The following is a 26,803-nucleotide window of genomic DNA, read 5'->3' as shown; positions in this document are numbered from 1 at the left end:
TGGAGGAACGAATGACATGCAAAAACCGGTAGTAATTGGCGTAGCGGGCGGAACGGGTTCAGGGAAGACGACGGTGGCACGTTCACTCGTCGATGCGTTCCCAAGTGAATCAATCGTCATGATTGAGCAGGACGCGTATTATAAAGATCAAAGTGATTTATCAATGGAGGAGCGGTATCAGACAAACTATGATCACCCGTTCGCTTTTGATAATGGTCTGTTGATCGAGCACATTCAGTCGCTCCGTGAAAACATTGCCGTTGAAAAACCGGTATATGACTATGTCGCCCACACGCGGGCACAAGAAACGATTCGTCTCGAACCACGCGATGTCATCATCGTAGAAGGAATTTTAGCGCTTGAAGACGAACGGTTACGGGAACTAATGGATATCAAGGTGTTCGTCGATACGGATGCGGACGTTCGCATTCTGCGTCGGATGCAACGTGATATCAACGAACGTGGACGTTCGATCGACTCAGTCGTTGAGCAGTACACGAACGTCGTTCGTCCGATGCATCTGCAGTTCTGTGAACCAACAAAACGGTATGCGGATATCATCGTACCGGAAGGCGGCGAGAATCATGTCGCGATCGATTTACTCGTGACGAAGATTCGAGCGATTCTTGATTATCGTTCAGCACTCGATCAAAGAGGATATTGATTCCAAAAAAGATGTGAATATACTATACTAGTGGAATAAAAAGGAGCGTGACAAAAATGGCAGAAAAGCAATACTACATGACGCTTGAAGGTAAAGCGAACATTGAAAATGAATTGAATGAATTGAAGTCAGTCCGCCGGAAAGAAGTCGTCGAGAACATCAAGATCGTCCGTTCGTTCGGTGACCTTTCAGAGAACGCTGAGTACGATTCAGCAAAAGAAGAGCAAGCGATGGTCGAAGGCCGGATCGCTCAACTTGAAGAGATGCTTCGTAATGTTGCCATCATCTCAGAAGAAGAGAAGGATATCTCGGTCGTCGGTATCGGAACGACGGTAACTTTCTTAAGTGTCGAAGATAACGAAGAAGATACGTATACGATCGTCGGTAGTGCCGAAGCAGATCCGTTCACGGGTAAAATCTCGAACGAATCACCAATCGCGAAAAGTTTAATGGGGCACCAAGTCGGAGATCAAGTCTCTGTACCAGCACCAGGCGGCGAATACGCAGTAAAAATTACATCGATCAAATAAAGAACACAGGAGCCGGAGCAATCCGGCTTTCTGTTTGATGGAGGAATGAATTATGCCAATCGCAATCATCGGCGCAATGGAAGAGGAAGTCAACTTATTGCGTAATGAGTTATCAGAACGTAAAGATACAGTCATCGCAAACTATCATTTTTATGAAGGGCTTTTAAATAGCGTTCCTGTCGTCATCTTGAAGTCAGGAATCGGGAAAGTGAACGCTGCGATCGGGACTACATTATTGCTAGACCACTACAAACCAAGTGCTGTCATCAATACGGGCTCAGCAGGTGGATTCAAGGAAGGCTTAACGGTCGGGGATGTCGTCGTCTCAACAGAAGTACGTCACCACGACGTCGACGTGACGGCATTTGGATACGAATATGGTCAGGTACCTGGAATGCCAGCTGCCTATCAAGCAGATCCGAAGCTTGTTGCAACGGCAGAAGCCGTCATCGAGCGGATGGATGCGATTCGCGTCGTTCATGGATTAATTGCGACAGGCGATTCATTCATCCACGATTCAGAGCGCTCTGCTCAAATCAAGGCGCACTTCCCAGAAGTCGCAGCCGTCGAGATGGAAGCAGCACCAATCGCACAAGTCTGTCATCAGTTCGGTGTTCCGTTCGTCGTAACGCGTTCGATTTCAGATAGCGCCAATGAAGAAGCGTCACTCTCGTTTGATGAATTCCTCGAGATTGCGTCAATCAATTCCGCTAAAATGGTCATGGAAGTCGTACGGACGTTAGCAGAATGAGGTATGGGGGAAGGGCAAGGGAGACCATGCTCTTCCTTTTTTCTTTGACAAAAGCATATTAACGCTTTATATTAGTACCAGATACTAATAACAAAAGGGGATGCCTTATGAAGATCGGGATTGTAGGATTAGGAACGTCTTTGCCGTCACGCCGCGTGACGAACGATGAATTAGCAACGACGCTCGATACGAGCGATGAATGGATTCGGACACGGACAGGAATCGGGGCACGACGAATTGCAGCCGATGATGTGGATGTAACAGACTTAGCGACAGAAGCGGCTCAGAAGGCACTCGATGATGCTGGATTGACAGTAGAGGACATCGGCTTGATCGTTGTCGGAACGGCAACAGGACGTGCGTTCCCTTCTACAGCCTGTATCGTTCAAGAGCGTCTTGGAGCACGAGGGGCGACCGCTTTTGATATCAGTGCGGCCTGTAGTGGATTCATCTTCGCATTACAAACAGCTGCAAGCATGTTATCAACAGTCGAAGGGAAACATGCACTTGTCATCGGTGCTGAAAAAATGTCGAGTATCGTTGACTGGTCAGACCGGTCGACAGCGATTTTATTCGGGGATGGTGCAGGGGCAGTCGTCATCGGACAAACTGAGCAAGAGGGATTAAATGCTTTTGAACTCGGAACAGACGGACGTGGAGCCCATCTGTTGTTTAAGGATATCGATGGACCAATCGAGATGAACGGTCGCGAAGTCTTTAAGTTCGCCGTTCGTAAATTACCGGAAATCGTTGAGAAGGTCATTCAAAAAGCAGACAGCACGCTTGAAGATGTCGATATCTTGATTCCGCATCAGGCGAACCTACGCATCATCGATGCAGCGTGCGAACGACTGCATATTCCGCAAGAAAAAGTCATCGTTACGATCGATGAGCATGCGAATACATCTGCTGCTTCGATCCCACTCGCACTCGAAGAAGCACGTAAGCAAGGTCGTCTGACACCAGGTACGAAACTTGTACTTGCTGGCTTCGGTGCCGGATTGACTTGGGGAGCAGCATACATTACTTGGACTAAAGGAGAGAACACATAAGATGATAAGAAAACGCGTTGTAGTCACAGGAATCGGAGCACTGACACCAATCGGGAACGATGCCAATACATTCTGGGAATCATTAAAAGAAGGAACGAACGGGATTCGACCGATGGAGCGTCTCGATATCGATGAATATCCAACAAAGGTCACTGGCGAATTGCAAAACTTCGACGTGACAGAATTCATCGAGGCGAAAGAAGCACGCAAGATGGACCGCTTCGTTCATTACTCACTTGTCGCAAGCATGGAAGCTGTAAAAGATGCTGGAATTGATATCAAGTCGATTGCTGAACGTGCAGGTGTCTGGATTGGATCAGGAATCGGTGGCGTGGAGACAATCGAGAAACAAGCGAAAATCTACTTTGAACGTGGACACCGTCGTGTCAGCCCGTTCTTCATTCCGATGATGATTCCGAACATGGCAAGCGGTCAGGTATCAATCTATACCGGAGCCAAGGGACCGAATAACTGTTCTGTCACAGCATGTGCTTCAGGAACGAATGCCATCGGGGAAGCACTTCGTGTCATCGAACGGGGCGATGCAGATGTCATGATCGCTGGTGGTGCGGAAGCGCCGATCACGAACTTAGCATTTGCTGGTTTTTGTGCCAACAAAGCGATGTCAACGAACCACGATCCTGAGACGGCAAGCCGTCCATTTGACGAAGGACGTGACGGATTCGTCATGGGAGAAGGAGCAGGAATCTTAATTCTTGAAGAATATGAGCATGCAGTAGCTCGTGGTGCGAAAATCTATGCTGAGGTCAGTGGGTATGGATTAACAGCTGATGCGTACCACATCACAGCTCCGGATCCAGACGGAGACGGTGGAGCACGCGCGATGGCGATGGCGATTCAAGATGCGGGCATCACTCCGGAGGCAGTCGGATACATCAATGCTCATGGAACGAGTACACCAATGAACGACATCCTTGAAACAAAAGCGATCCACAGTGTCTTCGGTGAACAAGCGAAACAACTCGTCGTCAACTCGACGAAATCGATGATCGGTCACTTACTTGGTGGAGCAGGTGGCGTCGAGGCAATTGCGACGATTAAATCATTACAAGAACAAACAGTTCACCCGACGATTCATCTCAAACAGCCGAGCGAAGGCTGTGATCTCGATTATGTGACAGAAGGTTCACGTCACGTCGAAATGACTTATGCGCTCAGCAACTCGCTTGGGTTCGGTGGACACAACGCATCACTCGTCTTCAAACGGTATGAAGCTTAAGCTCAAGCGACTCCCTTGAAACATCAAGGGGGTCGCTTTTTTGATGAAATTCTGATTCAATAGAGAAATGCGTGTTTGACGCAGAAAGGAGTCGTTTATGACTAACATCACAAGAAAAACATCAATCCTGATATTGATCTTATTTTTATTGATTGGTCTCAGTGGTACGCTCATATATCGTCTATCATCATCTCAAAAGACCAAAACAGATCAGGAGACCCAAGCAGTGAAGGTTGAATTAATTGAATCATCACTCCCGAAGACATCCGATATTGCGTTAGCGACAGATAGTCGTTCTCAGACACTGTTAGCACAACTGTATGAAGGATTATATGTCTTTACTTCTGGGACATCCGTCCGTCGAGGATTAGCACAGGATATGTCAGTCTCAAAGGATCGTCTGACGTATACGATTCAACTCAAACAAACGAAAAATGCGCAGGGTCAGCCGATCACGGCACAAGACTTTGTCGATAGTTTCCGACGTGTCGCAGCTAATAAAACGAATTCTCCTTATGGTTTTTTATTTGAAGTGTTTGAAAATGGACGTGCCGTCAATGACGGAAAAATGAAGCCAGAGTGTTTAGGTGTAAAGGCGAAAGGACGCAATCAACTTATCATCACGTTGAATCAGCCGGTTTCGAATCTAAAGGAATTACTTGCGATGTCCGTCTTCTATCCACAACCGGAATCAAAGAAGTGGGAAGAACTTGTTGGAAATGGTGCATTTACACTAGAAAAAATGTCGAAAAGCGGATATACGCTTAAGAAAAATGATCAGTATCATCAGAAAAACGTTGTTACAGTAGCGAAAATAGAAAGCCGTATCATTCCCGATCATCAGACGCAATGGAGTTCGTATAAGAAAAACAAGGCGGCTATCCTTCCATTACAAGAAAGTGTCGAAACACAAGGTGATCAGGTTTCACGACCGACCTATCAAAAAAAGCGGAGTGGTGTCTTTTATATCGCCTTTAATCAAAAAAATGACACGTTCCGCGATACGACACTCCGAAAACGAATTGCTTACGCCTTGATGGAAAAAGAATCGGTTCAACTTCCTTTAGGGTATGCAGGTATTCCGACGAATCGATTCGTCGTCACTGATACGAACGTATTGATGTCAAAATCCGTTCAAGAGAAACCTGAAAAATCACAAGAACACAGTAAACAACAAATTGAGATGCTTAATTTTGATGATCCACAAGCAAAACGGATTGGGGAACAACTCGAAACCTATCTTGAGAAACAAATACCTGAGATTGATATCGTTCTTAAACCAGTTGCGATTGAAGAGAAGATTGATAAAGAACAGTTAGCTCAGTATGCGATGACTTTGACTGGATGGATGCCAGATTATCCAGGACCGCTAGCCTATTTAAATCAATTCGTCTCAGACAATCCTTTAAATTCGGTGAATTATCAATCCAAGGTATACGACCAGACAGTTGAAAAAGCACGAAAAGAAAAAGAGATAAAACGAAAACAAGCACTCTATCATCAAGCCGAAAAACGGTTAATCCATCAGGATGCTGTCGTCGTTCCTTTGTATCAGACGACTGAGAAATTATATGTTTCTGATACGATTCAAGGAATTGAAGTACCGATTTATGGACCGGAATACCTACTCCGCTCGATGAAAATTTTAAAATAATCACTTAACTGGGACCATTATTTCTTAAGGTCCCAGTCTTTTTTTTGAAAAAATATTTAGAAAAATCGGATAAAAGGTTTGCAAAATTATCAGAACATTGTAAACTATTTGTAACGAAGGGTTTGATTCGAATATAGTAATTCTTTTTTTTTCGGTCAAAAACCTGACAGTATCATTTTTTTAGAAACCTAGGGGGGTCATCGTAACATGAAGAAGAAAAGCTTTGCTTTAGCTACATCGGTAGCACTCGTATCAAGTGCGTTCCTCGCAGCTTGTTCGACAACGGATTCAGGCGACAAATCGGGCGACACTGGTTCAGACAAAAAATCTAGTGATCAAACACTTAACTTGATCGAAGGTTCGGATATCCCGACACTTAACCCGACGACTTCTACAGATGCAGTTTCATTCAACGTGTTGAACAACACGATGGAAGGTCTTTACCGTCTTGATGACAAGCAGCAGCCAACACCAGGTATCGCTGAGAGTCATACAGTCTCAGATGACAAATTAACATACACGTTCAAATTACGTGATGCAAAATGGTCTGATGGTACACCACTTACGGCAAAAGATTTCGAATATGCATGGAAAGAAGTTCTAAATCCTGAAAACGCTTCACAGTATGCATACGTCTTCTACAATATCGAAGGTGCAGAAGAGTACAATACGAAAAAAGGCGATCGTGATGCTGTCGGTGTTAAAGCAGTCGATGACAAAACGCTCGAAGTTAAGTTAAAAGCACCTGCAGATTACTTCCTCGGACTCACTGGATTCGGACCATTCATGCCGAAATCAGAAGAACTCTCGAAGAAAATCGGGAAAGACTTCGGTTCGACTGCAGACAAGGCGCTCTACAACGGACCATTCAAGTTAACAGAATGGACACGTGAACAAGGCTGGAAAATGGTTAAAAACGATAACTACTGGGATAAAGATGCCGTCAAACTTAAAACGATCAACGTTAAGGTCGTTAAAGAGACAGCGACAGGTGTTAACCTTTACGAAAAAGGTGACATCGACCGTACAGGTCTAACTTCTGAGTTCGTTGCTCAGTACAAAGACAATAAAGAATTTAAAACAAAAGGTGAATCAACGATCTTCTACCTTAACCTCAACACAAAGGTAAAAGCGCTTGATAATGAAAAAATCCGTCGCGCCATCGATATGGGTTACAACAAAAAAGGAATCACGGATGTCATCCTTGCAAACGGATCACTTCCAGCAAACTACCTCGTACCAAAAGATTTCGCAAAAGATGCTGACGGAAAAGATTTCCGCGACAAGTATCCGGCATTCAACGAATACAATGCCGATGAAGCGAAAAAACTCTGGGAAGAGGGTCTCAAAGAAATCGGTCAAAAATCGGTTGATCTTGAGCTCTTGAACTACGATAGCGACGATGCTAAGAAAATCGGTGAGTTCTTGAAAGGGGAACTTGAGAAAAACCTTCCAGGTATGAAGGTTACGATCAAACAACAACCATTCAAAAACAAACTTGATCTTGAAAACAAAGGTGATTTCGAGTTCTCATTCGCTGGCTGGGGTCCTGACTACCAAGATCCAATGACGTTCCTCGATCTCTTCGTCACGGGCGGACCATACAACCGTGGTAAATGGTCGGACAAAGAGTACGATAAACTCATCAAAGATGCACAAACTCAAACAGATGCAACAAAACGTTGGTCTGAACTACAAGAAGCTGAGAAAATCCTTCTTGATTCAGCAGCAATCTCACCTGTTTATCAGCGTGGACGTGCATTCCTCGTTAAACCATACGTCAAAGGAGTCGTCGAGCATAACTTCGGCGCAGACTTCTCTTACAAATGGGCTTCAATCGAAGGAAAATAAGCAAAATAAAAGAGGCTGGGACATAACTAGCTGAATTTAACGAGAAGAAGGAATTGCCATCACTCAGGATGTGCAATTCCTTCTTTTTTCATTGTCTCGCGTCAAGTTGCCCTTCGGGCAACGCTTTGGATGAGCCATTTTCTTAAATTTACGGCCATGAGGATGAAGCCGAGCTCACGCTTCACCTTCGCTTTTCCTCTCACAGAAAAGCGAGTGAAACTCAAATTAGCCTTCAGATATCCAAAAACTGGTTCCACGTCTATCTTCCGTTTCGCATAGAGGGATCCTGTTTTTTGATCTGAAAGCCATTTTTTCATCTGTTCTTTTTGTTCTTCCCATGAAGTGTTTATGTGTACCTGTCGGTGACGACCCTCTTTGGCCTTGGTACAACGGGAGCGAAACGGGCAGCCATCACACCCTTCGCTTTCATACACCTTGAAATCACGCGTGAATCCGTACCGATCTGTTCTCTTGGACATGTAACGGAATGTTACGTCCTGTCCATTAGGGCACACAAAACGATCCGACCTTTCATCATAAGACCAGTTTACTGTGTTAAATGGATCATTGCGCCATTTTCGAGACTTTTCTTTTTCGAACATCGTATAAGGGATGAGTGGAATGCGCCCTCGGCGCATCAGAATATCCTGATAATTCTCCTGACTCCCATAGCCGGCATCCGCAACGATATGCGGTGGTAGTGGTAAATATGAGCTGATCTCATCTAAAAAGGGGAGTAACGTCCGGGCATCCGTCGGATTCGGATAAATATCATAAGCGAGTGTGTACTGTCCTTCGGTCGCGATTTGAACGTTATAGCCTGGCTTGAGTTGTCCATTTTGCATATGATCTTCCTTCATTCGCATGAACGTCGCGTCTGTGTCTGTTTTCGAATAGCTGTTCCGTCCAGCGAGCGTCCTCTTTTGGAGGGCGTATCTCTGTTTCCGCTCGATGAAATCTGTAATCTCCTTTCGAAGGAGACGTGGTTCCTTCCGTTCAGAACGTAGACGTTTTCTTTCTTGAGTATCCGAACTCGCCTCGATTTTTTGGTTGATGGAAGCGATATGTGCGTCTAAAGCTTCACCCATGTGTTCGAGTTCTGAGAGAGTGAGCTCGTCCGGGCTTTCTCGTTCAATTTCCGGTAGGATGTCTTGTTCGACGAGGTTGTCATAGATACGATTCGATTTGTCCACGAGAGACGAACTATGACGTTCGATCGATTTCCGCCAAACAAAGGTGTATCGGTTCGCATTCGCCTCTAGCTTTGTACCATCGATAAAGATGGCTTCTTCATTGATTTCTCCCATCTCGACGAGATGGCAACGGAAGGTAACGAAGGCTTGCTTCAAGATTGGAGTGACTGCGGGATGCACTCGAAAACGGTTGATGGTACGATAGCTCGGCGCATTCCCTTGCGCTAGCCACATCATCCGCAGACTATCGGATAGTAATCCCTCAATCTTCCGACCGGAGAAGACCGACTGTGTGTAGGCACATAAAATAATTTTCATCATCATCCGCGGGTGATAAGCAGGGCATCCCGTCGTCCGCATGAAAGGATCGAAAACATCATCCGGAATGGATTCGACGAGATGATGGACAGCGAACGCGATATCATTTTCTTGAAGACGAACTTCTAAATCTAAGGGCAGAACCAGCTGGTTCATGTTATAATCTTTAAACATAAGGGCACCTCCGATGGTTATGGTTTAGTCACTTTAACTTTATCAGAGGTTGTCCTTATTTGTTTATTCAGAACCGGTTTTTCATCATAGAACAAGGCCCTCGAAACGACTACACGTTTCGAGGGCCTTTCGTTTGTGAAACTGAGTTATGTCCCAGCCTCTTTTTGTTTGGAAATATCAAAAAAGACCGGAGCATTCCGATCTCTTTTGGAGAAAATCTTATTTTTTTACTTTGGCACGCTTCCGCTGTAAGCCCATTGCCTTTTCGATTTTCGCGAGTTTTTTGGCAGCGACTGCTTCTGCGCGATCACGTCCAGCGTCAAGAATTTGATCGAGTTCTTCAGAATCAATCAATTCATAATAGCGCTGTTGAATCGGTTCGAGTTCCGCAATGATCGCTTCTGCGACATCTGCTTTGAATGTTCCATAATTCGAGCCCTCGTATTTTGCTTCAAGAGCTGGAATCGAGATACCAGCGAGTAGGGAATAGATCTCAAGTAAATTCGACACACCTGGTTTGTTTTCACGATCGAATTTTACGATGCCTTCTGAGTCTGTGACAGCTGATTTCACTTTTTTACGAATGACATCTGGTGCGTCAAGCATCGAGATGAAGCCTTTCGGATTTTGATCAGATTTTGACATCTTTTTATCTGGCGTCGTCAAACTCATGATCCGTGCACCTGATTCAGCAATGATCGGTTCTGGTAATGTGAACGTCTCATAATAGCGGCTATTAAATCGTTGGGCTAAATCGCGCGTTAACTCAATGTGTTGTTTTTGATCGTCACCGACCGGAACGAGTTCCGCGTCGTAGAGAAGGATATCAGCTGCCATGAGTGTTGGGTAGACGAACAACCCTGCTCCAATCCGCTCTTTTCCTTGTGATTTATCTTTATACTGTGTCATACGCTCGAGCTCACCCATCCCGGAGAGACACGTCAACATCCAGCCGAGTTGCGCATGGGCTTTGACTTCTGATTGAACGAAGATCGTTGATTTTTCTGGGTTCAGACCACTTGCGATATAAAGTGCAGCAAGGGCGCGTGTATTGTTCATCAGTTCGACACGATCGATATCGACCGTGATCGAGTGCAAGTCGACGACACAATAATACGCATCATGACCGTCCTGTAAGTTCACGAAGTGTTTCATCGCACCTAAGTAATTTCCGAGCGTCACTGTTCCTGTTGGTTTGATACCTGAGAAAATCGTTTTCATAATGAAATCCCTCCAAATAATAAAATCAAAATAAAAAACGCCCCTTGAAAATCAAGGGACGATTCATCGCGTTGCCACCCAAGTTGCTATTTACATAGCCGCTTCATTTGCTGTAATGGGCAAACCCATCTGACTCTACTTGATTCGAATCAGCCACTCGAAAGTCCATTCACGTAGGCATCACCTGTCCATTTCCAGCACCATGGACTCTCTGAAAGGGATGTACCTAAGTTACTACTCTTTGTCGTCGTGTTTTCTTGTTTGATTAGTTTGAGTTTACCATACCTGAGATAGAGCGTCACGTTGATTTCGTTTAAAAATAGGAGATGATCAGCGAGACGACGATGAAGATGACACCGCTTGAGACGTAGGGTTTCGTCCGTGCTGAAGCACGGCGTTGCTTTTTGCGAAGCACTTCTTCCTCCTCGTCTTCATCTTCGTAATAATCTCCATCAATCTCTCGCAACTTTGCTTCCCGCTGCTTTTTGAATCCAGCTGTCATGCCGCGGAAGAAGCCGTTAGCAGACATATTCGAGAAGAATCCTACTGCAACTAACAAGAATCCTGCTATGAATAAACCACCAGACAGATGATACAAGATGCTGTGAGTCGAATCCGTCATAGTTGCCCAAATCGTGTAAAGCAGAACAAGAATGACCGCAACGATGACCGGTCGGAAATACGTCGATCGCATGAAAATCCCCCTTTACGTACATAGATATTCTTAGTATACGAAACTTTTAACGCTGTTACGAATCGGTAACAAACGAATGATGCAAAATAGCAAATAGTGTGACTATTCACTTGACGTTAATGCTATTCTCACATAAAATCAATTTATCACTTCGTTTAAGTTTTTGAAACTAGGTCAATGCATTTTGGGGAATACATTGCAGTTTCGACGGGACGTTATTGATGTCATAGGCATTATGGCAACTTGGAAATTGAAAAGGAGATGACTTACCGATGAAGAAAAAAACAGTCGGTCTCGCTTTATCAGTCATGCTTGCAGGAAGCGCTGTGCTTGCTGGATGTTCGACAGGTGGCGGAGACAAAGATTCAGGTTCGACAGACGGCAAGAAAAATCTACGTTTAACGGACACTTCGGATATTACGACAGTGGACCCAGCGAAAGCTACGGATTCCGTCGCTTTCAACATGATCGGAAACACGATGGAAGGTCTTTATCGTTTAGACAAGGACGGAAAAGCGATTCCAGCACTTGCAGAAAAAACGGATATCTCAAGCGACAATTTGACGTATACGTTCACGCTTCGTGATTCGAAATGGTCAGACGGTTCACCCGTCAAAGCACAAGATTTTGAATTCGCGTGGAAACGTGCTGCTGATCCAAAAACAGGTTCTAGTTACTCATACATCTTTGACACGTTAAAAAACGGCGCTGATGTTACACAAGGTAAAAAGCCTGTTGATGAACTCGGTGTTAAAGCAATCGATGATAAAACGTTAGAAGTAAAACTCGAGCGTCCAGCTCCGTATTTCCTCTCACTGACATCGTTCGGTACGTATACACCGATCAGTGAAGACTTCTACAAGAAAAACGAAAAAGACTTCTCGCTCAAACCAGATAAATTGCTTTATAACGGGCCTTTCGTTTGGGAATCTTGGAAAACGGATTCAAAACGTGTCCTGAAGAAAAACGACAACTACTGGGATAAAGATGCTGTCAAACTCGACGAAGTCACGATCAGTGTCGTTAAAGATACGTCAACAGTCGCAAACTTGTATGATTCAAATGAAATTGATTACGCAGGTCTGACCTCAGAGCAAGTTGAAGCTTACAAATCGAAGCCTGAATTCAAGACAGCGCTTCGTTCTTCAATCGCTTATCTGAAGTTCAATAACGAAGATGCAACGATGAAAGATGTCAATGCACGTAAAGCAATCGCTCGTGCGATCGATCCAAAAGGTATCACGGATACGCTTCTTGCGAATGGTTCAATTCCAACAACAAGCTTCATTCCAAAAGACTTTGTCAAGGATGCATCAGGTAAAGACTACACGAGCGACATCAACTGGTTCGATCGTGACGCGAAAGAAGCAGCAGATCTTTGGAAAAAAGCAAATGGCGATAAGAAAACGACGATTGAATTGCTTTCGTTCGATAGTGAAGATGCGAAGAAAATCGGTGAGTACATGAAAGGTCAAATCGAGAAGAATCTTCCGAACGTCACTGTCTCAATTAAGCAACAGCCGTTCAAGAACAAACTCGATCTTGAAGCAAAAGGAGATTACCAAATCTCTTACTCACTTTGGGGTCCGGATTACCAAGATCCAATGTCTAACCTGTCCATCTTCGAATCAACGAACAGTCAAAATGACGTGAAGTACAAATCAGCTGCGTATGATAAATTATTAAACGCGGCAAACGACGAGTCAGATTTGACGAAGCGTTTAGATTTGTTCAAACAAGCTGAGGCACAATTGATTGAAAAAGATCAAGCCATCGCACCAATCTATCAAGCTGGTTCTGCATACTTGAGCCGTCCATCGGTTAAAGATTTTAACCGTCAATTGTTCGGAGCAGATTTCCAATACAAATATGTTGATGTGAAGTAATCGAGAACGGGAGCGTCCCTAAGTCAGTTCGGGTGCGCTCCTGTTTTATACTACTTTGAATGAACGGAAACTCATTTTTAGCGGAAATGTGAAATTTTCGTAAAAAAGTGGTTCTAATTACTTTGTTAGCAAAGTATAATGAAACCAAACGAAAAATTCTGACTATTGGACGACATTAAAAAAGCGTCTGATCGAACATCGAATCAAAGCACAATTAAAAAGAATTTTAAATTTTTATAACAAAATTCTTGAATGTTCCGACAATTGTGGGTCATACTGATTTTATTGATGTTTCGAAAAAACAGAAAATCTTTATAGGGGGTGCCATCTTATGGGCCGTTATTTAGCTCAACGCCTGGTTTACGGCGTATTGACGTTTTTACTCATCGCTTCGTTCACTTTCTTCCTGATGGATCTGCTACCAGGTTCACCATTCCAGAACCAGGAGAAACTTTCTCCTGAACAGTTGAATATCCTTCGGGATAAGTACAATTTGAATGATCCACTACCACAACGCTATGCAGCGTACATGGTTAACTTATTCCAAGGAGACCTTGGTGTATCGTTCAAATATGACAGCCGTCCAGTTACGGATTTAATTTCTGAACGAATTGGACCATCGGCTCAACTTGGAGTTCAAGCACTCGTACTTGGTGTACTCTTAGGTCTCGTACTTGGTGTAGTTGCTGCACTTCGTCACAACACAGTTGTCGACTACGGAGCAATGTTCATCTCGGTTCTCGGGATTTCAGTACCATCTTTCGTATTTGCCTCACTCCTTCAGTATTATGTCGGCGTGAAATGGGGCGCTTTGCCAGTAGCGTTCTGGGAAAGTCCGGCGCATACGATTCTACCAACGATTTCGTTGTCTCTTGGGGTCACCGCCTCGATTGCCCGATTCGTAAGGACGGAAATGCTTGAGGTTACAGGTCAGGATTACGTCACGTTAGCTAAAGCAAAAGGCCTAGATGGTCAATCAATCACTTGGAAACACATGGTTCGGAATGCATTGATTCCTGCTATTACGATTCTTGGACCTATGACTGCTGCATTGATCACAGGTACATTTGTCATCGAAAAAATCTTTGCTGTACCTGGACTTGGTGAGTTGTTCGTATCGTCAATCACACAAAATGACTATACAGTTATCATGGGTACGACGCTGTTCTTCTCGGCAATCTTCATTCTCATGATTTTAATCGTCGACTTGCTATACGGTGTCGTTGATCCACGGATTCGTTTGGGGGGTAGTAAATAATGGCTGAACAAAATTCAAATGCAAAAGCGGAACAGTTCGATTCATCGTTATTTCAACAAGTCGAGTTCAATGAACAAGCCGGTGAACGAATTGCCGGTAAAAGCTTAAACTTTTGGCAGGATGCTTGGATGCGCTTGCGTAAAAACAAAGCAGCGATCATTTCTCTTGTCTTGATCATCGTGATTGCCATCATGTCATTAGCGGGTCCTGCAATCTCTGGTAAAGATGCTTATACCCAAACAATCACTCAAGCTAAACTTCCACCTAAAGTAACAGGATTAGAGTGGGCTGGCTTTGATGGTATGGCAACACTTGGTGAGACACCAATCGATTTTTATAAACAAAAACAAGTAAAAGAAAATTATTGGTTTGGTACGGACCACCTTGGTCGTGATCTTTGGTCACGTGTCTGGGAAGGGACGAAAATTTCACTCTTCATCGGTTTGATGGCAGCGCTCATTGACGTTCTCGTCGGTGTCACATACGGTGGTATTTCAGCTTATTACGGCGGTCGTGTCGATAATATCATGCAACGGATCGCGGAAATCCTGACAGGGGTACCGAACTTAATCTTGATCATCCTCTTCATCTTGATTCTTGAACCAGGAATCACGACGATCATCCTCGCGATGACGATTACTGGTTGGATCGGGATGAGTCGACTTGTTCGTGGTCAAATCCTGAAACTAAAGAACCAAGAATTCGTTCTCGCAGCACGTACACTTGGTGCTTCTAGCGCACGTTTAGTCTTCAAGCATTTGATTCCAAATACCTTGGGTACAATCATCATCTCGCTCATGTTCACGATTCCTGGGGCAATCTTCTTCGAAGCTTTCCTAAGCTTCATCGGTCTTGGGCTTGCACCACCGCAACCGTCGCTTGGTACACTGATCAATGAAGGGTACAAAGAACTTAAGACGTTTCCTTTCTTGCTCGTCGTTCCATCGACAGTGCTCGTACTCCTCATGATCAGCTTCAACATGTTGGCAGATGGATTACGTGATGCGTTCGATCCACGTCTACGTCGCTAACAAATATTAGATTAGAGAGGAGCTCATCCAAAATGGAAACAATCTTGTCAGTCCGCGACCTGAACGTCGCTTTCCATACGTACGCCGGGACGGTACAAGCCGTCCGCGGAGTATCGTTCGATTTAAAAAAAGGTGAAACACTCGCAATCGTTGGTGAGTCCGGTTCTGGTAAATCGGTTACTTCAAAAGCCATCATGCGTCTGATTCCAAATCCGCCAGGTGAAATCACAAAAGGTGAGATCTTATTCGAAGGTCGCGATTTGGTTAAGCTTTCTGATAAAGAAATGCAAAAAGTACGCGGTCGTGATATCGCAATGATCTTCCAAGATCCAATGACATCACTTAATCCGACAATGACGATCTACAAACAGATTGCCGAAGGTTTAAAACGTCACCAAGGATTGACAGGTGATGCTGCTAAAAAACGTACGCTTGAATTACTGACGCTTGTAGGGATTCCAAACCCAGAAGCACGTCTGAAACAATATCCACACCAATTGTCTGGTGGGATGCGTCAACGGATCGTCATCGCAATCGCACTTGCTTGTAATCCGAAAGTCTTGATTGCCGATGAGCCGACGACAGCACTCGATGTTACGATTCAAGCGCAAATCCTTGAGTTATTGAAAGACATTCAACAAAAAACGGGTACAGCGATCATCTTCATTACGCACGATTTAGGCGTTGTAGCGAACATGGCCGATCGTGTAGCGGTCATGTATGCAGGTAAATTAATTGAGAAGGGTACAGTCGATGAGATTTTCTACGAGCCACGTCATCCATATACTTGGGGACTCCTTGGTTCAATGCCACGTCCATCGGATGACCGTTCACAAGATTTACCGGCGATTCCAGGAACACCACCTAACTTACTTCATCCACCAGTCGGTGACGCGTTTGCACCACGAAATAAATATGCAATGAAGATTGATTTTGAAAAAGAACCTCCTTTCTTCAAAATTACAGATACTCACGAAGCGGCGACATGGTTGCTCCACCCACAAGCACCGTATGTTGAGCCACCACTTGCAATTCGGGATCTGGCGTTGAAATACCGCCCAGATAGCGTATTCGCGAAATCGCTTCTGAAAGGCGGTCTGAAATAATGGAAAACCGTAATAAATTACTTGAAGTAAAAAACTTGAAGCAACACTTCAACATTGGACGCGGACGTGTCGTTAAAGCGGTTGATGGTTTATCATTCGATATCTATGAAGGCGAAGTACTTGGTCTTGTAGGTGAATCGGGTTGTGGTAAATCAACGACTGGTCGCTCAATCATCGGATTGTATGAGGCGACAGACGGCGAAGTCATGTTCAAAGGTGAAAACGTTCATGGTAAAAAGTCGCGTAAAGATAAACTGAAGTTCAACCGTGCTATGCAAATGATTTTCCAAGACCCTTATGCGTCACTTAACCCACGGATGACAGTCGGTGATATCATCGCTGAGGGAATTGATATTCATGGTCTAGCAAAGTCGAAAGACGAGCGGAATAACCGTGTGTACGATTTACTCGAAACAGTTGGTTTGACGAAAGAACATGCGAGCCGTTACCCACACGAGTTCTCAGGTGGTCAGCGTCAACGGATTGGAATCGCGCGTGCGCTTGCTGTAGAACCGGACTTCATCATCGCGGATGAGCCAATCTCGGCACTTGACGTATCGATTCAAGCGCAGGTCGTCAACTTGATGAAAAAACTGCAACGTGACCGTAGTTTGACTTACTTGTTCATCGCCCACGACTTATCGATGGTAAAATATATCTCGGATCGTATCGGCGTTATGTACCAAGGTCACCTCGTTGAACTATGTAGTGCGGATCGCTTATATGAGAATCCGGTCCATGCTTATACGAAATCGCTCTTGTCTGCGATTCCGCTTCCGGATCCAGAGCACGAGCGTACGCGTAAGCGGATCGTTTATGATCGTCCGACGAGTGGACCTGTTGGTAAATCAGATGAAGATTCAAGCATTCCACCACTTCGTGAAATCGAACCAGGTCATTTTGTTTCGATGACGGATGCAGAACTGGAAGCATATCAAGCGCAACTCGTATAATTGTTTAAAACAAAAGGCATTTCCACGTTGATCGTGGAAACGCCTTTTAATTTTCTGATGCAATTCGTGGAAGATGCGCGAAGCGATGAACGACAGAATCAATCGCATCAAGACGGCGCATGGCTTCATCAAAATCGATTTTTTCATAGTGATGTAGTCCGCCTGGTTGTTCTTCTAGCGTATCCGCATCGTGCACAAGTTGTTGAAGTGGTGTCCGATTGATTGCACCAGGTGGAAGATACGAATCCGTATGCAAGAGAACGGCAAGTGCGATTTCTTTGGCGCGTGCTGGTTCTTCACCAAGGCGAATCAAAAGTTTATGGGCGCGTTCAGCCCCTTTAATGGCATGAATATCATTTTGACGATAGAGATCATAGTTCCAAGTGCCATCGGTATACCATTCGTAATGCCCGATGTCATGGAGGAGTGCAGCTTTCGTAGCTGTATCCGCATCTAAACCTCGCTTCGTAGCGAGCGTCAGAGCGCGTTCAGCTACTGAAATCGCATGATTCAAGCCAGAACGGGATAAATATTTTTGAGCGATCGGATGATCGAGAATAGTGACGAGTGTTAATGACATGAATGAAAAACTCCTTCCTCAGCGTTGATATTTCTATACACTCTACAGAAAATTGAAAGAAATTGCAACTGTTTTTCATTACTCAATCGACAATCTCACATATTTAATTGCTTAAAGTAGGAATAGATTATTGATATACGTGGTATACTTACTAATGTAGAAGATGATTATTTTGCTTTCGTAGGTTGTTAGTTCTGTTTCGGACCGATTGGGGTGTCGGAATATGAAAGAACGTGACAAAAAGAAAAAGCTGAAGAAGCGCCTTTTGCGGGATATTTTAGAGAAAAAACTAAAAGAAATAAAACTTCCTAAAGCAAAAGAGACGATTTCTCAGCCATTTGATCACACGCCAGCTTGTTAAAGCCACGTGGTGGCTTTAACAAGCTTTTTTACGAAAAGTTCTTTCATCTTTATAAAAAAGCTAGGTTTTCTGCTTTATTAGATGTAAACTGTCAAGTAATAGAACCATCATCGATATCTATGTATTCACTTAGGTGTTGAATGATGTTAAATCAGGGGGAGGATGTTTTTCAATGGTAACACTCTATACTTCACCAAGTTGTACTTCTTGTCGGAAAGCACGCGCGTGGCTTGAAGAACATGAAATCCCGTTCGTAGAACGTAATATTTTTTCAGAACCATTATCGCTCGATGAAATCAAACAGATTCTTCGAATGACGGAAGATGGAACGGACGAGATTATCTCAACGCGTTCAAAAGTCTTCTCGAAACTCGATGTTTCCGTTGAAAACTTATCGTTGCAGCACCTATACGATTTAATTCAAGAATATCCTGGATTATTGCGTCGTCCGATTTTGATTGACGAAAAACGTCTTCAAGTAGGATATAACGAGGATGAAATCCGTCGATTCTTACCACGCAAGGTGCGTACATTCCAACTTTTGGAAGCACAGCGTCTTGTAAACGAGTAATTTTAAAAAGCACGCTGCCTCGTGAGCAGTGTGCTTTTTGTTACCGATAAAAAAGGTTAAAATAAAGATAACAAAGGAATAGAAATATATCCTTCGGATTCGAAAGTGTGAATCCAAGTCATGTCCTCGTTCGTATTCTAAATAAGGAACGAGAAGAAAGGAGTGGACAGATTGAAAATCGAACGCGTCAATGACAATACGGTCAAGTTCTTCATCACTTATACTGACATCGAACGCCGTGGTTTTGCCCGAGATGAGATTTGGTATAATCGGGAACGGGGAGAACAGTTATTCTGGCAGATGATGGACGAAGCGAATGAAAAAGAGTCCATCTCCTTCGAAGGTCCACTATGGATACAAGTGCAAGCTTTTGAAAAAGGTCTTGAAGTCACTGTAACGATCGCAAAAAATGCAGTCGATGGTGAACAAGTCGATGAAGACGAACTCGATTCACTTTTACGATCAGCGATGTCTGAGACAGAAGATAAAGATACAGAATTAAGCCAGGATGTCTTATTCGAAACGCATGATTTCGAGCATATCATTGCGCTTAGTCAATATGCGAATGCTCCTGTCTTCGCAGAACTTGAAACAGCGCTTTACCAAAAGGATGGACTTTATCTACTACATGTTCATTTCGAAGATGATGTGGATGTAGAAGCACAAGAAAATGTCATGAGTTTAATTGCTGAATATCTTCACTTTAGCGAACAAACGATTCATCCTGTCGCTGAATATGGAAAACAAATCATTGCTTCAGATGTCTTTGCCTTTATTCGGAAACACTTTCCGAACTAAAGGAACTAAAAGCGCGAGTAAAAGGAGGATCACGAATCGTGATACCTCCTTTTATTCTGACATTAAGTGAGGGTATAGCCACCGTCTACGATAAGGGCTTGCCCATTGATGTAACTCGCTTTATTCGAGAGTAAGAAACAAACGACTTCTGCGATTTCAGAAGGTTGTGCAGGTTCGCCACGAAGATGATGCTTCATCGCAAGATCAAACTTATCTTTCCCGCCATATAATGCGTGGCTCAGTGATGTGTCGACCGGTCCCGGACAAATGGCATTAAAACGATACTTGCCATGGAAGCGGGCAGCGTATGTCTTTGTCAGTGTCAATAAAGCGCTCTTAGACGATGCATAGGGTAAGAGCATGGCGGGAAACTTGACGTGACCGACAATGGCGCTATTATTGACGATAGAGGCACCTTTTGAGAAACGTTTCGTCGCGAGCTGGATAATTCGTTCGGGCGCATGATAGTTCACTTGGAATACTTCTTTTTGTTGATCGGAGACACGTTCAGGTGCAACGGGTTTCCCGAAAGTACCTGCATTGTTGAAAATCCCGTCGATTTCTGGGAAATCTTCTTGTGTTTCTTCAAAGAACGCATCGATTGCAGAGGAATCAGCTAAGTCGACAGGGAAGAAATATAAACGTCCTTCTCCGTTTGATTCAAGAGAGGATCCCTTTTCTTCATTGCGACCAATCGCAAGGACGGTATGTCCCTCCCGAATGAGTTGAAGGGAAGTTGCCTCACCAATTCCACTTGTTGCACCAGTGATGATATACGTACCCATTTAAACGCTTCCTTTCTGTCATCAGTTTAAATACGATTTGTACTACCTACATAAAAGGAGGGGGATTCATGCTACGACGTGTACAACTTCTCATGACCCTCATCTTGACCATCGGCTTGATTGCCTTTTTATCCTACTATTGGAGTGTCTATATGGTAGGTTGGCTGTCCATCGTCATCATCTTGGTCGTCATGAGCGTGTTCGTCATCATTCTACTCGAAAATCGAAACCCAGAACGAACGCTCGTCTGGGCACTCGTCATGATGGCATTGCCTGTCGTTGGCGTATTCGTGTATTTCACATTTGGTCAGAACTACCGTCGAAAACGAATGTTTCGACTGAAGGCAATGCTTGATGAAGAGTCTTACATTAAGTATCGTAACCAGTTTAAGGCAGGGGTACACCAATCAGTGTTCCAAGAAGGACATTATGGAAAAGTTGTGACACTTATCGATTCAATCAGTCGCCTTCCGATTTCGTATAATACACATACAAGAATCTTGACGAATGGTCAGGAAAAGTTTCCGATTCTTTTAGAAGAGATTCGTCAAGCACAGCATCATATTCATTTGGAGTACTATATCGTACGGGATGATCAACTTGCGCTTCAATTACAGGAAGCGTTGATTGAAAAGGCCGAGCAAGGAATCGAGGTCCGTTTTCTTTATGATGCCGTCGGATGTTTTTCGACGGGTAAGCATTATTTCAAGAAGATGCAGGCGGCTGGCGTTGAGGTTCGCGCGTTTTTCCCTGTCGTCTTACCGTTTATTTCGAGTAAATCGAACTACCGGAATCATCGGAAAATCGTCGTCATCGATGGAACGGTTGCATTTACAGGCGGAATCAACATTGGGGATGAGTATATCGGTCGCGATCAACATTTTGGTTTTTGGCGTGATACCCATCTTCTCGTAAGGGGAGAGGCTGTCTCTGAACTCCAACTGATTTTTCTCCAAGACTGGTATTACATGACAGGTGAACGGCTGTTTACACCGTTTTACATGGAGCCACTTGAGTACGTTGAAGAAGCAACAGGGGGTGTTCAAATCATTGCGAGCGGTCCTGATGAGCCACATGAGGCAATGAAATCACTTTACTTCGGGCTCATAACGGAAGCGCGTGAATCAGTCTATATTGCTTCTCCGTATTTGATACCGGATGAAGACCTGATGACAGCACTGAAGACAGCTGCTATGGCAGGGATTGATGTCCGTATTTTGCTACCGAGCTTTCCAGACCATAAAATCGTATTTTACGCGAGCCGTTCTTATTTTGATGACTTGCTACGAGCTGGTGTGAAAATTTACGAGTACAATAAGGGATTCATGCACTCGAAAGTCATCGTTGTGGACGACGCCATCGCAACGATTGGGACAGCGAACATGGATTTACGTAGTTTTCATTTGAATTTCGAAGTGAATGCTTTCTTATATGGAACGAACTCTGTCCATGAACTAACACGTGATTTTTATGAAGATTTTAGCCATTCGACACAAGTTGATGCTGATATGTTCCATCGGCGTCCATTACGACGTCGATTGATTGAATCGATTTCACGTTTATTCTCACCGTTACTCTAGAAAAAGGGGACGATTCAGATGTTTGAAGCCATTGATGCTTCTGGTAAACGCATCATGATTCACAGATTTCCCATCCATGAATTAAAAGCGATGTCCTTACGTTGTCCGTATTGCCTGAAGCCCTTGCGCGTCAGGCAAGGACGACGACCACATTTTGCACATATCTCAGCTTGTTCAGGAGAAAGTAGTGTGCATATGTCCTGGAAAAAGCGCATTGCCGATTCTTTAATAAACGCAGGTATCCAAGTCGAAATTGAATGGGTGACTGGAGAGAGACGTTTTGACCTGTGGATACCAGAACAGAAACTTGGAATTGAGATTCAACGTTCTCCGATGTCGGCAGAGGAATGGATTAGACGAGCCAGACTTGATGCGAAACAAGAACAAACGGTTCGGTGGATCGGATTTCATCCTTCACATGGTGTCACGTTGCGATTGCAGGGTTGGATGCGACAAGCATTTTTACAAAATGATTATTTGGATCTGATCGTCGAGAATCAAATCCGGAGATTTCGACATCCAGTTCCTTTTGCAAAACACCATGTCTATTGCACGGTTCAATCGCTCTCGTTATCTGATTTTCTCTCGACAGAGCCTTCATCATTTCCTCGGAAATTTTCAATCGCTCGATGGCAAGGGATCGTTCATCGCTATCAGCGACGTCCTTTTTATCCTTCATTACCTCCACGCATTCTCAAGACCCCACTGTATCAAGCAGGTCTCCATCTACAAAACCTTCCCTCTTTTGCCTTTCTTCCGATCACACGTCTATTATTTCTCCCCGTCCATCCCTTTGAATTTCAAATCGCAGTCTTTTTAAAGCTAAAAGGGAGATATACTTCAATCCATCTAGAACATGCCATAAATCAACTGCTTTACCAATTGAATCTATCGATTGAAAGAGATTTGATTGATGCTCTCGTCAGAGAATGGATGGAACGGATCGAGGAGTCGAATAAGCTGTTTTAGCAGGAGCACTTCGATTGTTTGTCGAAAAGAAAACAGGTATAACTGAATTAAAGGAGTGAGGGAAATGGCAGAAGTATTAACACGTCAAGATGTTGACGTTACAGAAACATGGAATCTAGAGTCAATTTACACAACGAACGAAGCGTGGGAAGAAGAATTCGAATCGGTGAAAGCAATGCTCCCATTACTCGTCGAGTATAAGGGTCGTCTTGGACAGAGTGCAGAAACGCTCTATGAAGGGTTACAGTTACGAGATGAAGTCTCAAGACGTCTTTATAAGCTTTATACATACGCGCATATGCGTTATGACGAAAATACAGCAGATAGTTTCTACCAAGCTATGAACGACCGTGCTCGAACACTCGCGTCGCAAATCGGAGCAACACTTGCTTTCATGACACCAGAACTATTAGCTGTACCTGAGTCAACGATTGAGACGTATCTTAATGAGAATCCAGATCTTGCGATGTATCGTCATGCATTTGATGAATTGAATCAAGAGCGTGAACACGTCCTGACGGAAGCGGAAGAAGCGATTCTTGCAAAGGCAGGAGAAGTACTCGGTCAATCCGGTACGACGTTCGGTATGTTGAACAATGCAGATCTGACATTCCCAAAAATCAAAGGGGAAGACGGTGAAGAGACAGAGTTGACACATGGTCGCTTCATCACATTCCTGGAATCATCTGATCGTTCGGTCCGTGAAGCCGCATTTAAAGCGATGTATGGAACATATGCGAAATACACGAATACGCTCGCTTCGACACTTGCTGGGTCAGTTAAGAAAGACAACTTCTATGCGGATGTCCGGAAGTTCCCATCGGCACGCGCAGCAGCGTTACACGGTAATGCGATTCCTGAGTCCGTCTATGATGGATTAGTTGAAGCGGTACATGAGCATTTACCATTACTCCATCGTTACGTCGCCCTACGTAAGCGAGTACTCGGACTCGATGAACTACACGTGTATGATATGTACACACCGCTCGTTTCTGAGGTGGAGATGAAAGTCTCTTACAAGGAAGCGAAACAATTGATGGTTGAAGGGCTCGCACCGCTCGGAGCAGAGTACAAGCATATCCTCGAAGAAGGGTTGTCTGAACGTTGGGTTGATGTCCGGGAGACGCGTGGTAAACGGAGTGGAGCTTACTCTTCTGGAGCTTATGATACACAGCCGTTCATTTTGATGAACTGGCAAGACAATATCAACAACCTCTTTACACTCGCACATGAATTCGGACATTCCGTCCATAGTTATTACACGCGGAAGTCTCAACCATATCCATACGGTGACTATTCAATCTTCGTCGCAGAAGTCGCTTCAACGACGAATGAAGCATTGTTGAACGACTATCTATTGAAGAAAGTGACGGATCGTAAAGAAAAACTCTATCTATTAAACAATCAACTCGAAACATTCCGCGGAACATTGTTCCGACAAACGATGTTCGCCGAGTTCGAACATGCAATTCATGATGCGGCTCGTCTTGGACAATCGCTGACACCGGAATTCTTAACGTCAACGTATTATGCGTTGAATCAAAAATACTTCGGAGACGAAATTGTATTAGATGAAGAAATCGGTCTAGAATGGGCTCGGATTCCACACTTCTATTACAATTATTATGTCTATCAGTATGCAACGGGCATTTCTGCTGCCGCTGCTTTGACGGATCAGATTCTAGAAGAAGGACAACCTGCTGTAGAGCGATACATTAACAATTTCTTAAAAGCGGGATCAAGTGATTATCCAATCGAAGTTTTAAAAGCTGCGGGTGTCGATATGACAACAAAAGCGCCAGTTGAAGCAGCATTGCGTCAATTTGAACGTGTCCTAGATGAATTTGAAGCTTTGTTAGCAGAGTGACATCTTTGTGACAAAGTGAACAAAGAGTGGAAAAGAGGCGTAGTCCACGATATACTTATATTGTGAAGAGGGTCACATTCCCCAGTCGATTCTCTTTTTCCCCCATCCAGTGGTCAAAAGAAAAAGTCCTTCTCGTCAGGAGGGACTTTTTCTTTTGTCTATGATTGAACACAAAAAGGACAGTTCAGCACGCTGAACTGTCCTTTTTATTGTTTTTATCATGCGTGTGCCGAATCTTTTAAGTGACGCCATACTTTTCCATCACAGTACGATAGAGAAGCACATTTTTGTTGCAAGACCAGTTTTTTTAATTCGTGTTCAATCTGGGATTCAGGAGCGTCATAAATAAAGGCGATTTCAGCCGTTGTTGCTGTTTCATACCGTCTCAAGAATTGTTCGAGTGGTGGCTTCGGTTGTTTTTCGATCGTATGATCTAGCAATTCACTTAAGATCGAGACATACACCAAATACTCATAAGGTCCTTCTGCTTTGATCGCTTCTTCGTCTCCGACGAAAGCGAGTGTTGGAAGAATCCGAACATCCCATTCGGTGACTAGTTCAGTTTCTTTCTCGAGCATTTGCTGAATCGTATCCGACGAGACATCACGATGGAACTCATCTAAATCCAAACCATACTCCGTTAATGCTTCTGCTAGCCGCATCAATGATGGCCGACTATAAGCACTTTCTCCTTCGACGTTATGAAGCATTCGAAGGCGTCGCATGAATCGCATACCAAACGTTTTTCCTTGAAGCTCAATTGCTTTTAGAATGACGAGTGGTGACATGTCGCATGCGGATCGTGATGGAGCACATGGAATCGTTGCAATCGTCCGAAGACGGAACAGATGACCATATTCTAGTTCTAACTTCTTGAGAACGGGTATCAACCGTAAACCATCCGTTTGTGTCACATCTAGAAAATGATAGATTTCCAGAGGTTTCGTCGGTTGTTGAATCGATGGTTCGTCCAATGAACAATAAGATCCGTTACATTGTGCGTGTTCCATCCGTTCACCCCTTCCTGTTGTTATCGTTACCCTATTTTAGCAACGAAAAAAAAGAAAGAGCAAAGGTTTTGCTTGTTCATTCTTACACGAAAAATCAAGAAAGCGCTTTACGTTCCATGAAGCGGACGATTTTATTTTTTGTTTTGCGCTGTGGAATGTCGTGTTCTGAAAGAATTCGCTCGAAATTCTTTTGCCCTTGTTCGAAGTTACTGACCTCAAACTCTAACTCATAATCGGTGTGTCCGAGATAGCGACTTTTATCAAGGACAAGCAATCCTTCCGGGAGCGCGGTTTCGATTCGTTCTGTCTCTAATCGACCTAAATGCTCTAAAGATCCCTGTAAATCAAATGACTTTAGCTGTTCGTTCATCTCTTCGGAATGAATTAGACCGTATTTGAATAGATCTTCTGCTTCAGTTGATGATAACGTGACATGCGTTTCAAGCAATCCCTCCTCATGGGGTTGCTTTAAAGTCAGTACGAGTCCTTGTTTTTTCTCACGAATCCGTAAAGCAGCACCTTTTTTTCGAAGTTCAAAATCAGGCGTATCAAAATAATCGTTTGCTTGCCAAATGGGTTGTTTAGCTGACGCATAATGGGTAAATAACGATAGATATTCTTGTTCAGACAATAAGTTCTTAAATTCGATTTCCAATTCTTGTCTAATCGGAATCACGCCTTTCTAGTTGAATGTCTGAAAATATGA

Annotated in this window: 25 protein-coding genes and 1 other annotated feature; of the genes, 18 read left to right on the top strand and 7 right to left on the bottom strand. The window is 43.9% G+C overall.

Annotation, left to right across the window (positions count from 1 at the left end):
• Positions 1-16 precede the first annotated feature (16 nt).
• The 7 genes from udk to MKY22_RS11120 all read left to right on the top strand — a co-directional run bounded on the left by udk (position 17) and on the right by MKY22_RS11120 (position 7,742).
• On the top strand, positions 17-664 hold the full coding sequence (gene udk, locus MKY22_RS11150) for a uridine kinase (RefSeq protein ID WP_023468905.1): 648 nt from the start codon (positions 17-19) through the stop codon (positions 662-664).
• Between the two features lie 56 nt (positions 665-720).
• Complete coding sequence (gene greA, locus MKY22_RS11145) at positions 721-1,194, top strand: transcription elongation factor GreA (protein ID WP_341088833.1); 474 nt, start codon at positions 721-723, stop codon at positions 1,192-1,194.
• Positions 1,195-1,246: 52 nt separating this feature from the next.
• Complete coding sequence (mtnN, locus tag MKY22_RS11140) at positions 1,247-1,945, top strand: 5'-methylthioadenosine/S-adenosylhomocysteine nucleosidase (protein ID WP_023468903.1); 699 nt, start codon at positions 1,247-1,249, stop codon at positions 1,943-1,945.
• Between the two features lie 107 nt (positions 1,946-2,052).
• Positions 2,053-2,997, top strand: a complete 945-nt coding sequence (locus MKY22_RS11135) for a beta-ketoacyl-ACP synthase III (RefSeq protein ID WP_290778294.1) — start codon at positions 2,053-2,055, stop codon at positions 2,995-2,997.
• A gap of 1 nt (position 2,998) precedes the next feature.
• Positions 2,999-4,237, top strand: coding sequence for a beta-ketoacyl-ACP synthase II (fabF, locus tag MKY22_RS11130; RefSeq protein WP_290778291.1), 1,239 nt, complete (start codon positions 2,999-3,001; stop codon positions 4,235-4,237).
• A gap of 226 nt (positions 4,238-4,463) precedes the next feature.
• Complete coding sequence (locus MKY22_RS11125) at positions 4,464-5,891, top strand: peptide ABC transporter substrate-binding protein (RefSeq protein ID WP_341088831.1); 1,428 nt, start codon at positions 4,464-4,466, stop codon at positions 5,889-5,891.
• Between the two features lie 207 nt (positions 5,892-6,098).
• Positions 6,099-7,742: a peptide ABC transporter substrate-binding protein gene (locus tag MKY22_RS11120; protein ID WP_290754925.1), complete on the top strand. Its 1,644-nt coding sequence runs from the start codon at positions 6,099-6,101 to the stop codon at positions 7,740-7,742.
• Positions 7,743-7,843: 101 nt separating this feature from the next.
• Here MKY22_RS11120 and MKY22_RS11115 read toward each other — a convergent pair whose 3' ends face one another.
• The 3 genes from MKY22_RS11115 to MKY22_RS11105 form a co-directional block, all read right to left on the bottom strand.
• On the bottom strand, positions 7,844-9,427 hold the full coding sequence (locus tag MKY22_RS11115) for an IS1182 family transposase (RefSeq protein WP_341086759.1): 1,584 nt from the start codon (positions 9,425-9,427) through the stop codon (positions 7,844-7,846).
• Between the two features lie 219 nt (positions 9,428-9,646).
• Positions 9,647-10,648, bottom strand: coding sequence for a tryptophan--tRNA ligase (gene trpS, locus MKY22_RS11110; RefSeq protein WP_056062436.1), 1,002 nt, complete (start codon positions 10,646-10,648; stop codon positions 9,647-9,649).
• A gap of 51 nt (positions 10,649-10,699) precedes the next feature.
• Positions 10,700-10,905, bottom strand: a binding site (T-box leader).
• Between the two features lie 56 nt (positions 10,906-10,961).
• Positions 10,962-11,342 (bottom strand): DUF3899 domain-containing protein, encoded by a 381-nt coding sequence (locus tag MKY22_RS11105; protein ID WP_214853136.1) that lies wholly within the window; start codon positions 11,340-11,342, stop codon positions 10,962-10,964.
• Positions 11,343-11,614: 272 nt separating this feature from the next.
• Here MKY22_RS11105 and MKY22_RS11100 point away from each other — a divergent pair, with 272 nt between their 5' ends.
• The 5 genes from MKY22_RS11100 (at position 11,615) to MKY22_RS11080 (ending at position 17,576) form a co-directional block, all read left to right on the top strand.
• Complete coding sequence (locus tag MKY22_RS11100) at positions 11,615-13,228, top strand: peptide ABC transporter substrate-binding protein (RefSeq protein ID WP_214853139.1); 1,614 nt, start codon at positions 11,615-11,617, stop codon at positions 13,226-13,228.
• A gap of 331 nt (positions 13,229-13,559) precedes the next feature.
• Complete coding sequence (opp3b, locus tag MKY22_RS11095) at positions 13,560-14,486, top strand: oligopeptide ABC transporter permease (protein WP_035406592.1); 927 nt, start codon at positions 13,560-13,562, stop codon at positions 14,484-14,486.
• Complete coding sequence (gene opp3C / locus MKY22_RS11090; RefSeq protein ID WP_035406596.1) at positions 14,486-15,517, top strand: oligopeptide ABC transporter permease; 1,032 nt, start codon at positions 14,486-14,488, stop codon at positions 15,515-15,517. The genes opp3b and opp3C overlap by 1 nt, the downstream gene beginning before the upstream one ends.
• Before the next feature lie 32 nt (positions 15,518-15,549).
• Positions 15,550-16,623: an ABC transporter ATP-binding protein gene (locus MKY22_RS11085; protein WP_035406599.1), complete on the top strand. Its 1,074-nt coding sequence runs from the start codon at positions 15,550-15,552 to the stop codon at positions 16,621-16,623.
• Positions 16,623-17,576, top strand: a complete 954-nt coding sequence (locus tag MKY22_RS11080; RefSeq protein WP_035406602.1) for an ABC transporter ATP-binding protein — start codon at positions 16,623-16,625, stop codon at positions 17,574-17,576. Before MKY22_RS11085 ends, MKY22_RS11080 begins: the two co-directional genes overlap by 1 nt.
• 46 nt (positions 17,577-17,622) lie before the next feature.
• Here MKY22_RS11080 and MKY22_RS11075 read toward each other — a convergent pair whose 3' ends face one another.
• Complete coding sequence (locus MKY22_RS11075) at positions 17,623-18,156, bottom strand: HD domain-containing protein (protein ID WP_035406605.1); 534 nt, start codon at positions 18,154-18,156, stop codon at positions 17,623-17,625.
• Between the two features lie 223 nt (positions 18,157-18,379).
• Between MKY22_RS11075 and MKY22_RS11070 the strand changes: the two genes are divergently transcribed.
• The 3 genes from MKY22_RS11070 (at position 18,380) to mecA (ending at position 19,886) form a co-directional block, all read left to right on the top strand.
• On the top strand, positions 18,380-18,517 hold the full coding sequence (locus tag MKY22_RS11070; RefSeq protein ID WP_290778280.1) for a hypothetical protein: 138 nt from the start codon (positions 18,380-18,382) through the stop codon (positions 18,515-18,517).
• Between the two features lie 172 nt (positions 18,518-18,689).
• Positions 18,690-19,088 carry a transcriptional regulator SpxA gene (gene spxA / locus MKY22_RS11065; RefSeq protein ID WP_012370920.1) on the top strand — a complete coding sequence of 133 codons (399 nt, stop codon included), beginning with the start codon at positions 18,690-18,692 and terminating at the stop codon, positions 19,086-19,088.
• Between the two features lie 171 nt (positions 19,089-19,259).
• Positions 19,260-19,886 carry an adaptor protein MecA gene (mecA, locus tag MKY22_RS11060; protein ID WP_214853154.1) on the top strand — a complete coding sequence of 209 codons (627 nt, stop codon included), beginning with the start codon at positions 19,260-19,262 and terminating at the stop codon, positions 19,884-19,886.
• 62 nt (positions 19,887-19,948) lie between these two features.
• On the opposite strand, the gene MKY22_RS11055 is transcribed toward mecA, so the two are convergent.
• Entirely contained in the window at positions 19,949-20,671 is a 723-nt protein-coding gene (locus MKY22_RS11055) for an SDR family NAD(P)-dependent oxidoreductase (RefSeq protein WP_290778277.1), read from the bottom strand.
• 68 nt (positions 20,672-20,739) lie between these two features.
• On the opposite strand from MKY22_RS11055, the gene cls reads away from it, so the two are divergent.
• The 3 genes from cls to pepF all read left to right on the top strand — a co-directional run bounded on the left by cls (position 20,740) and on the right by pepF (position 25,087).
• Complete coding sequence (gene cls / locus MKY22_RS11050) at positions 20,740-22,251, top strand: cardiolipin synthase (RefSeq protein WP_290778274.1); 1,512 nt, start codon at positions 20,740-20,742, stop codon at positions 22,249-22,251.
• Positions 22,252-22,269: 18 nt separating this feature from the next.
• The gene (locus tag MKY22_RS11045; RefSeq protein ID WP_290778272.1) at positions 22,270-23,220 is read left to right on the top strand and encodes a competence protein CoiA family protein; all 951 of its coding nucleotides are present in this window, start codon (positions 22,270-22,272) and stop codon (positions 23,218-23,220) included.
• 64 nt (positions 23,221-23,284) lie between these two features.
• The gene (gene pepF / locus MKY22_RS11040) at positions 23,285-25,087 is read left to right on the top strand and encodes an oligoendopeptidase F (RefSeq protein ID WP_290778269.1); all 1,803 of its coding nucleotides are present in this window, start codon (positions 23,285-23,287) and stop codon (positions 25,085-25,087) included.
• 218 nt (positions 25,088-25,305) lie between these two features.
• Here the strand turns inward: pepF and MKY22_RS11035 are convergent, their stop codons facing one another.
• Complete coding sequence (locus tag MKY22_RS11035) at positions 25,306-26,097, bottom strand: DsbA family protein (RefSeq protein ID WP_050677567.1); 792 nt, start codon at positions 26,095-26,097, stop codon at positions 25,306-25,308.
• A gap of 94 nt (positions 26,098-26,191) precedes the next feature.
• A complete protein-coding gene (locus MKY22_RS11030; RefSeq protein WP_341088815.1) occupies positions 26,192-26,752 on the bottom strand; it encodes a CYTH domain-containing protein in 561 nt (186 codons plus the stop codon).
• Between the last annotated feature and the right edge of the window lie 51 nt (positions 26,753-26,803).

The sequence above is a fragment of the Exiguobacterium sp. FSL W8-0210 genome (genome assembly GCF_038006045.1).
GTDB lineage: Bacteria > Bacillota > Bacilli > Exiguobacteriales > Exiguobacteriaceae > Exiguobacterium_A.
The sequence above is the reverse complement of the archived record's forward strand: the minus strand, read 5'-3'. Positions and strand labels throughout refer to the sequence as shown.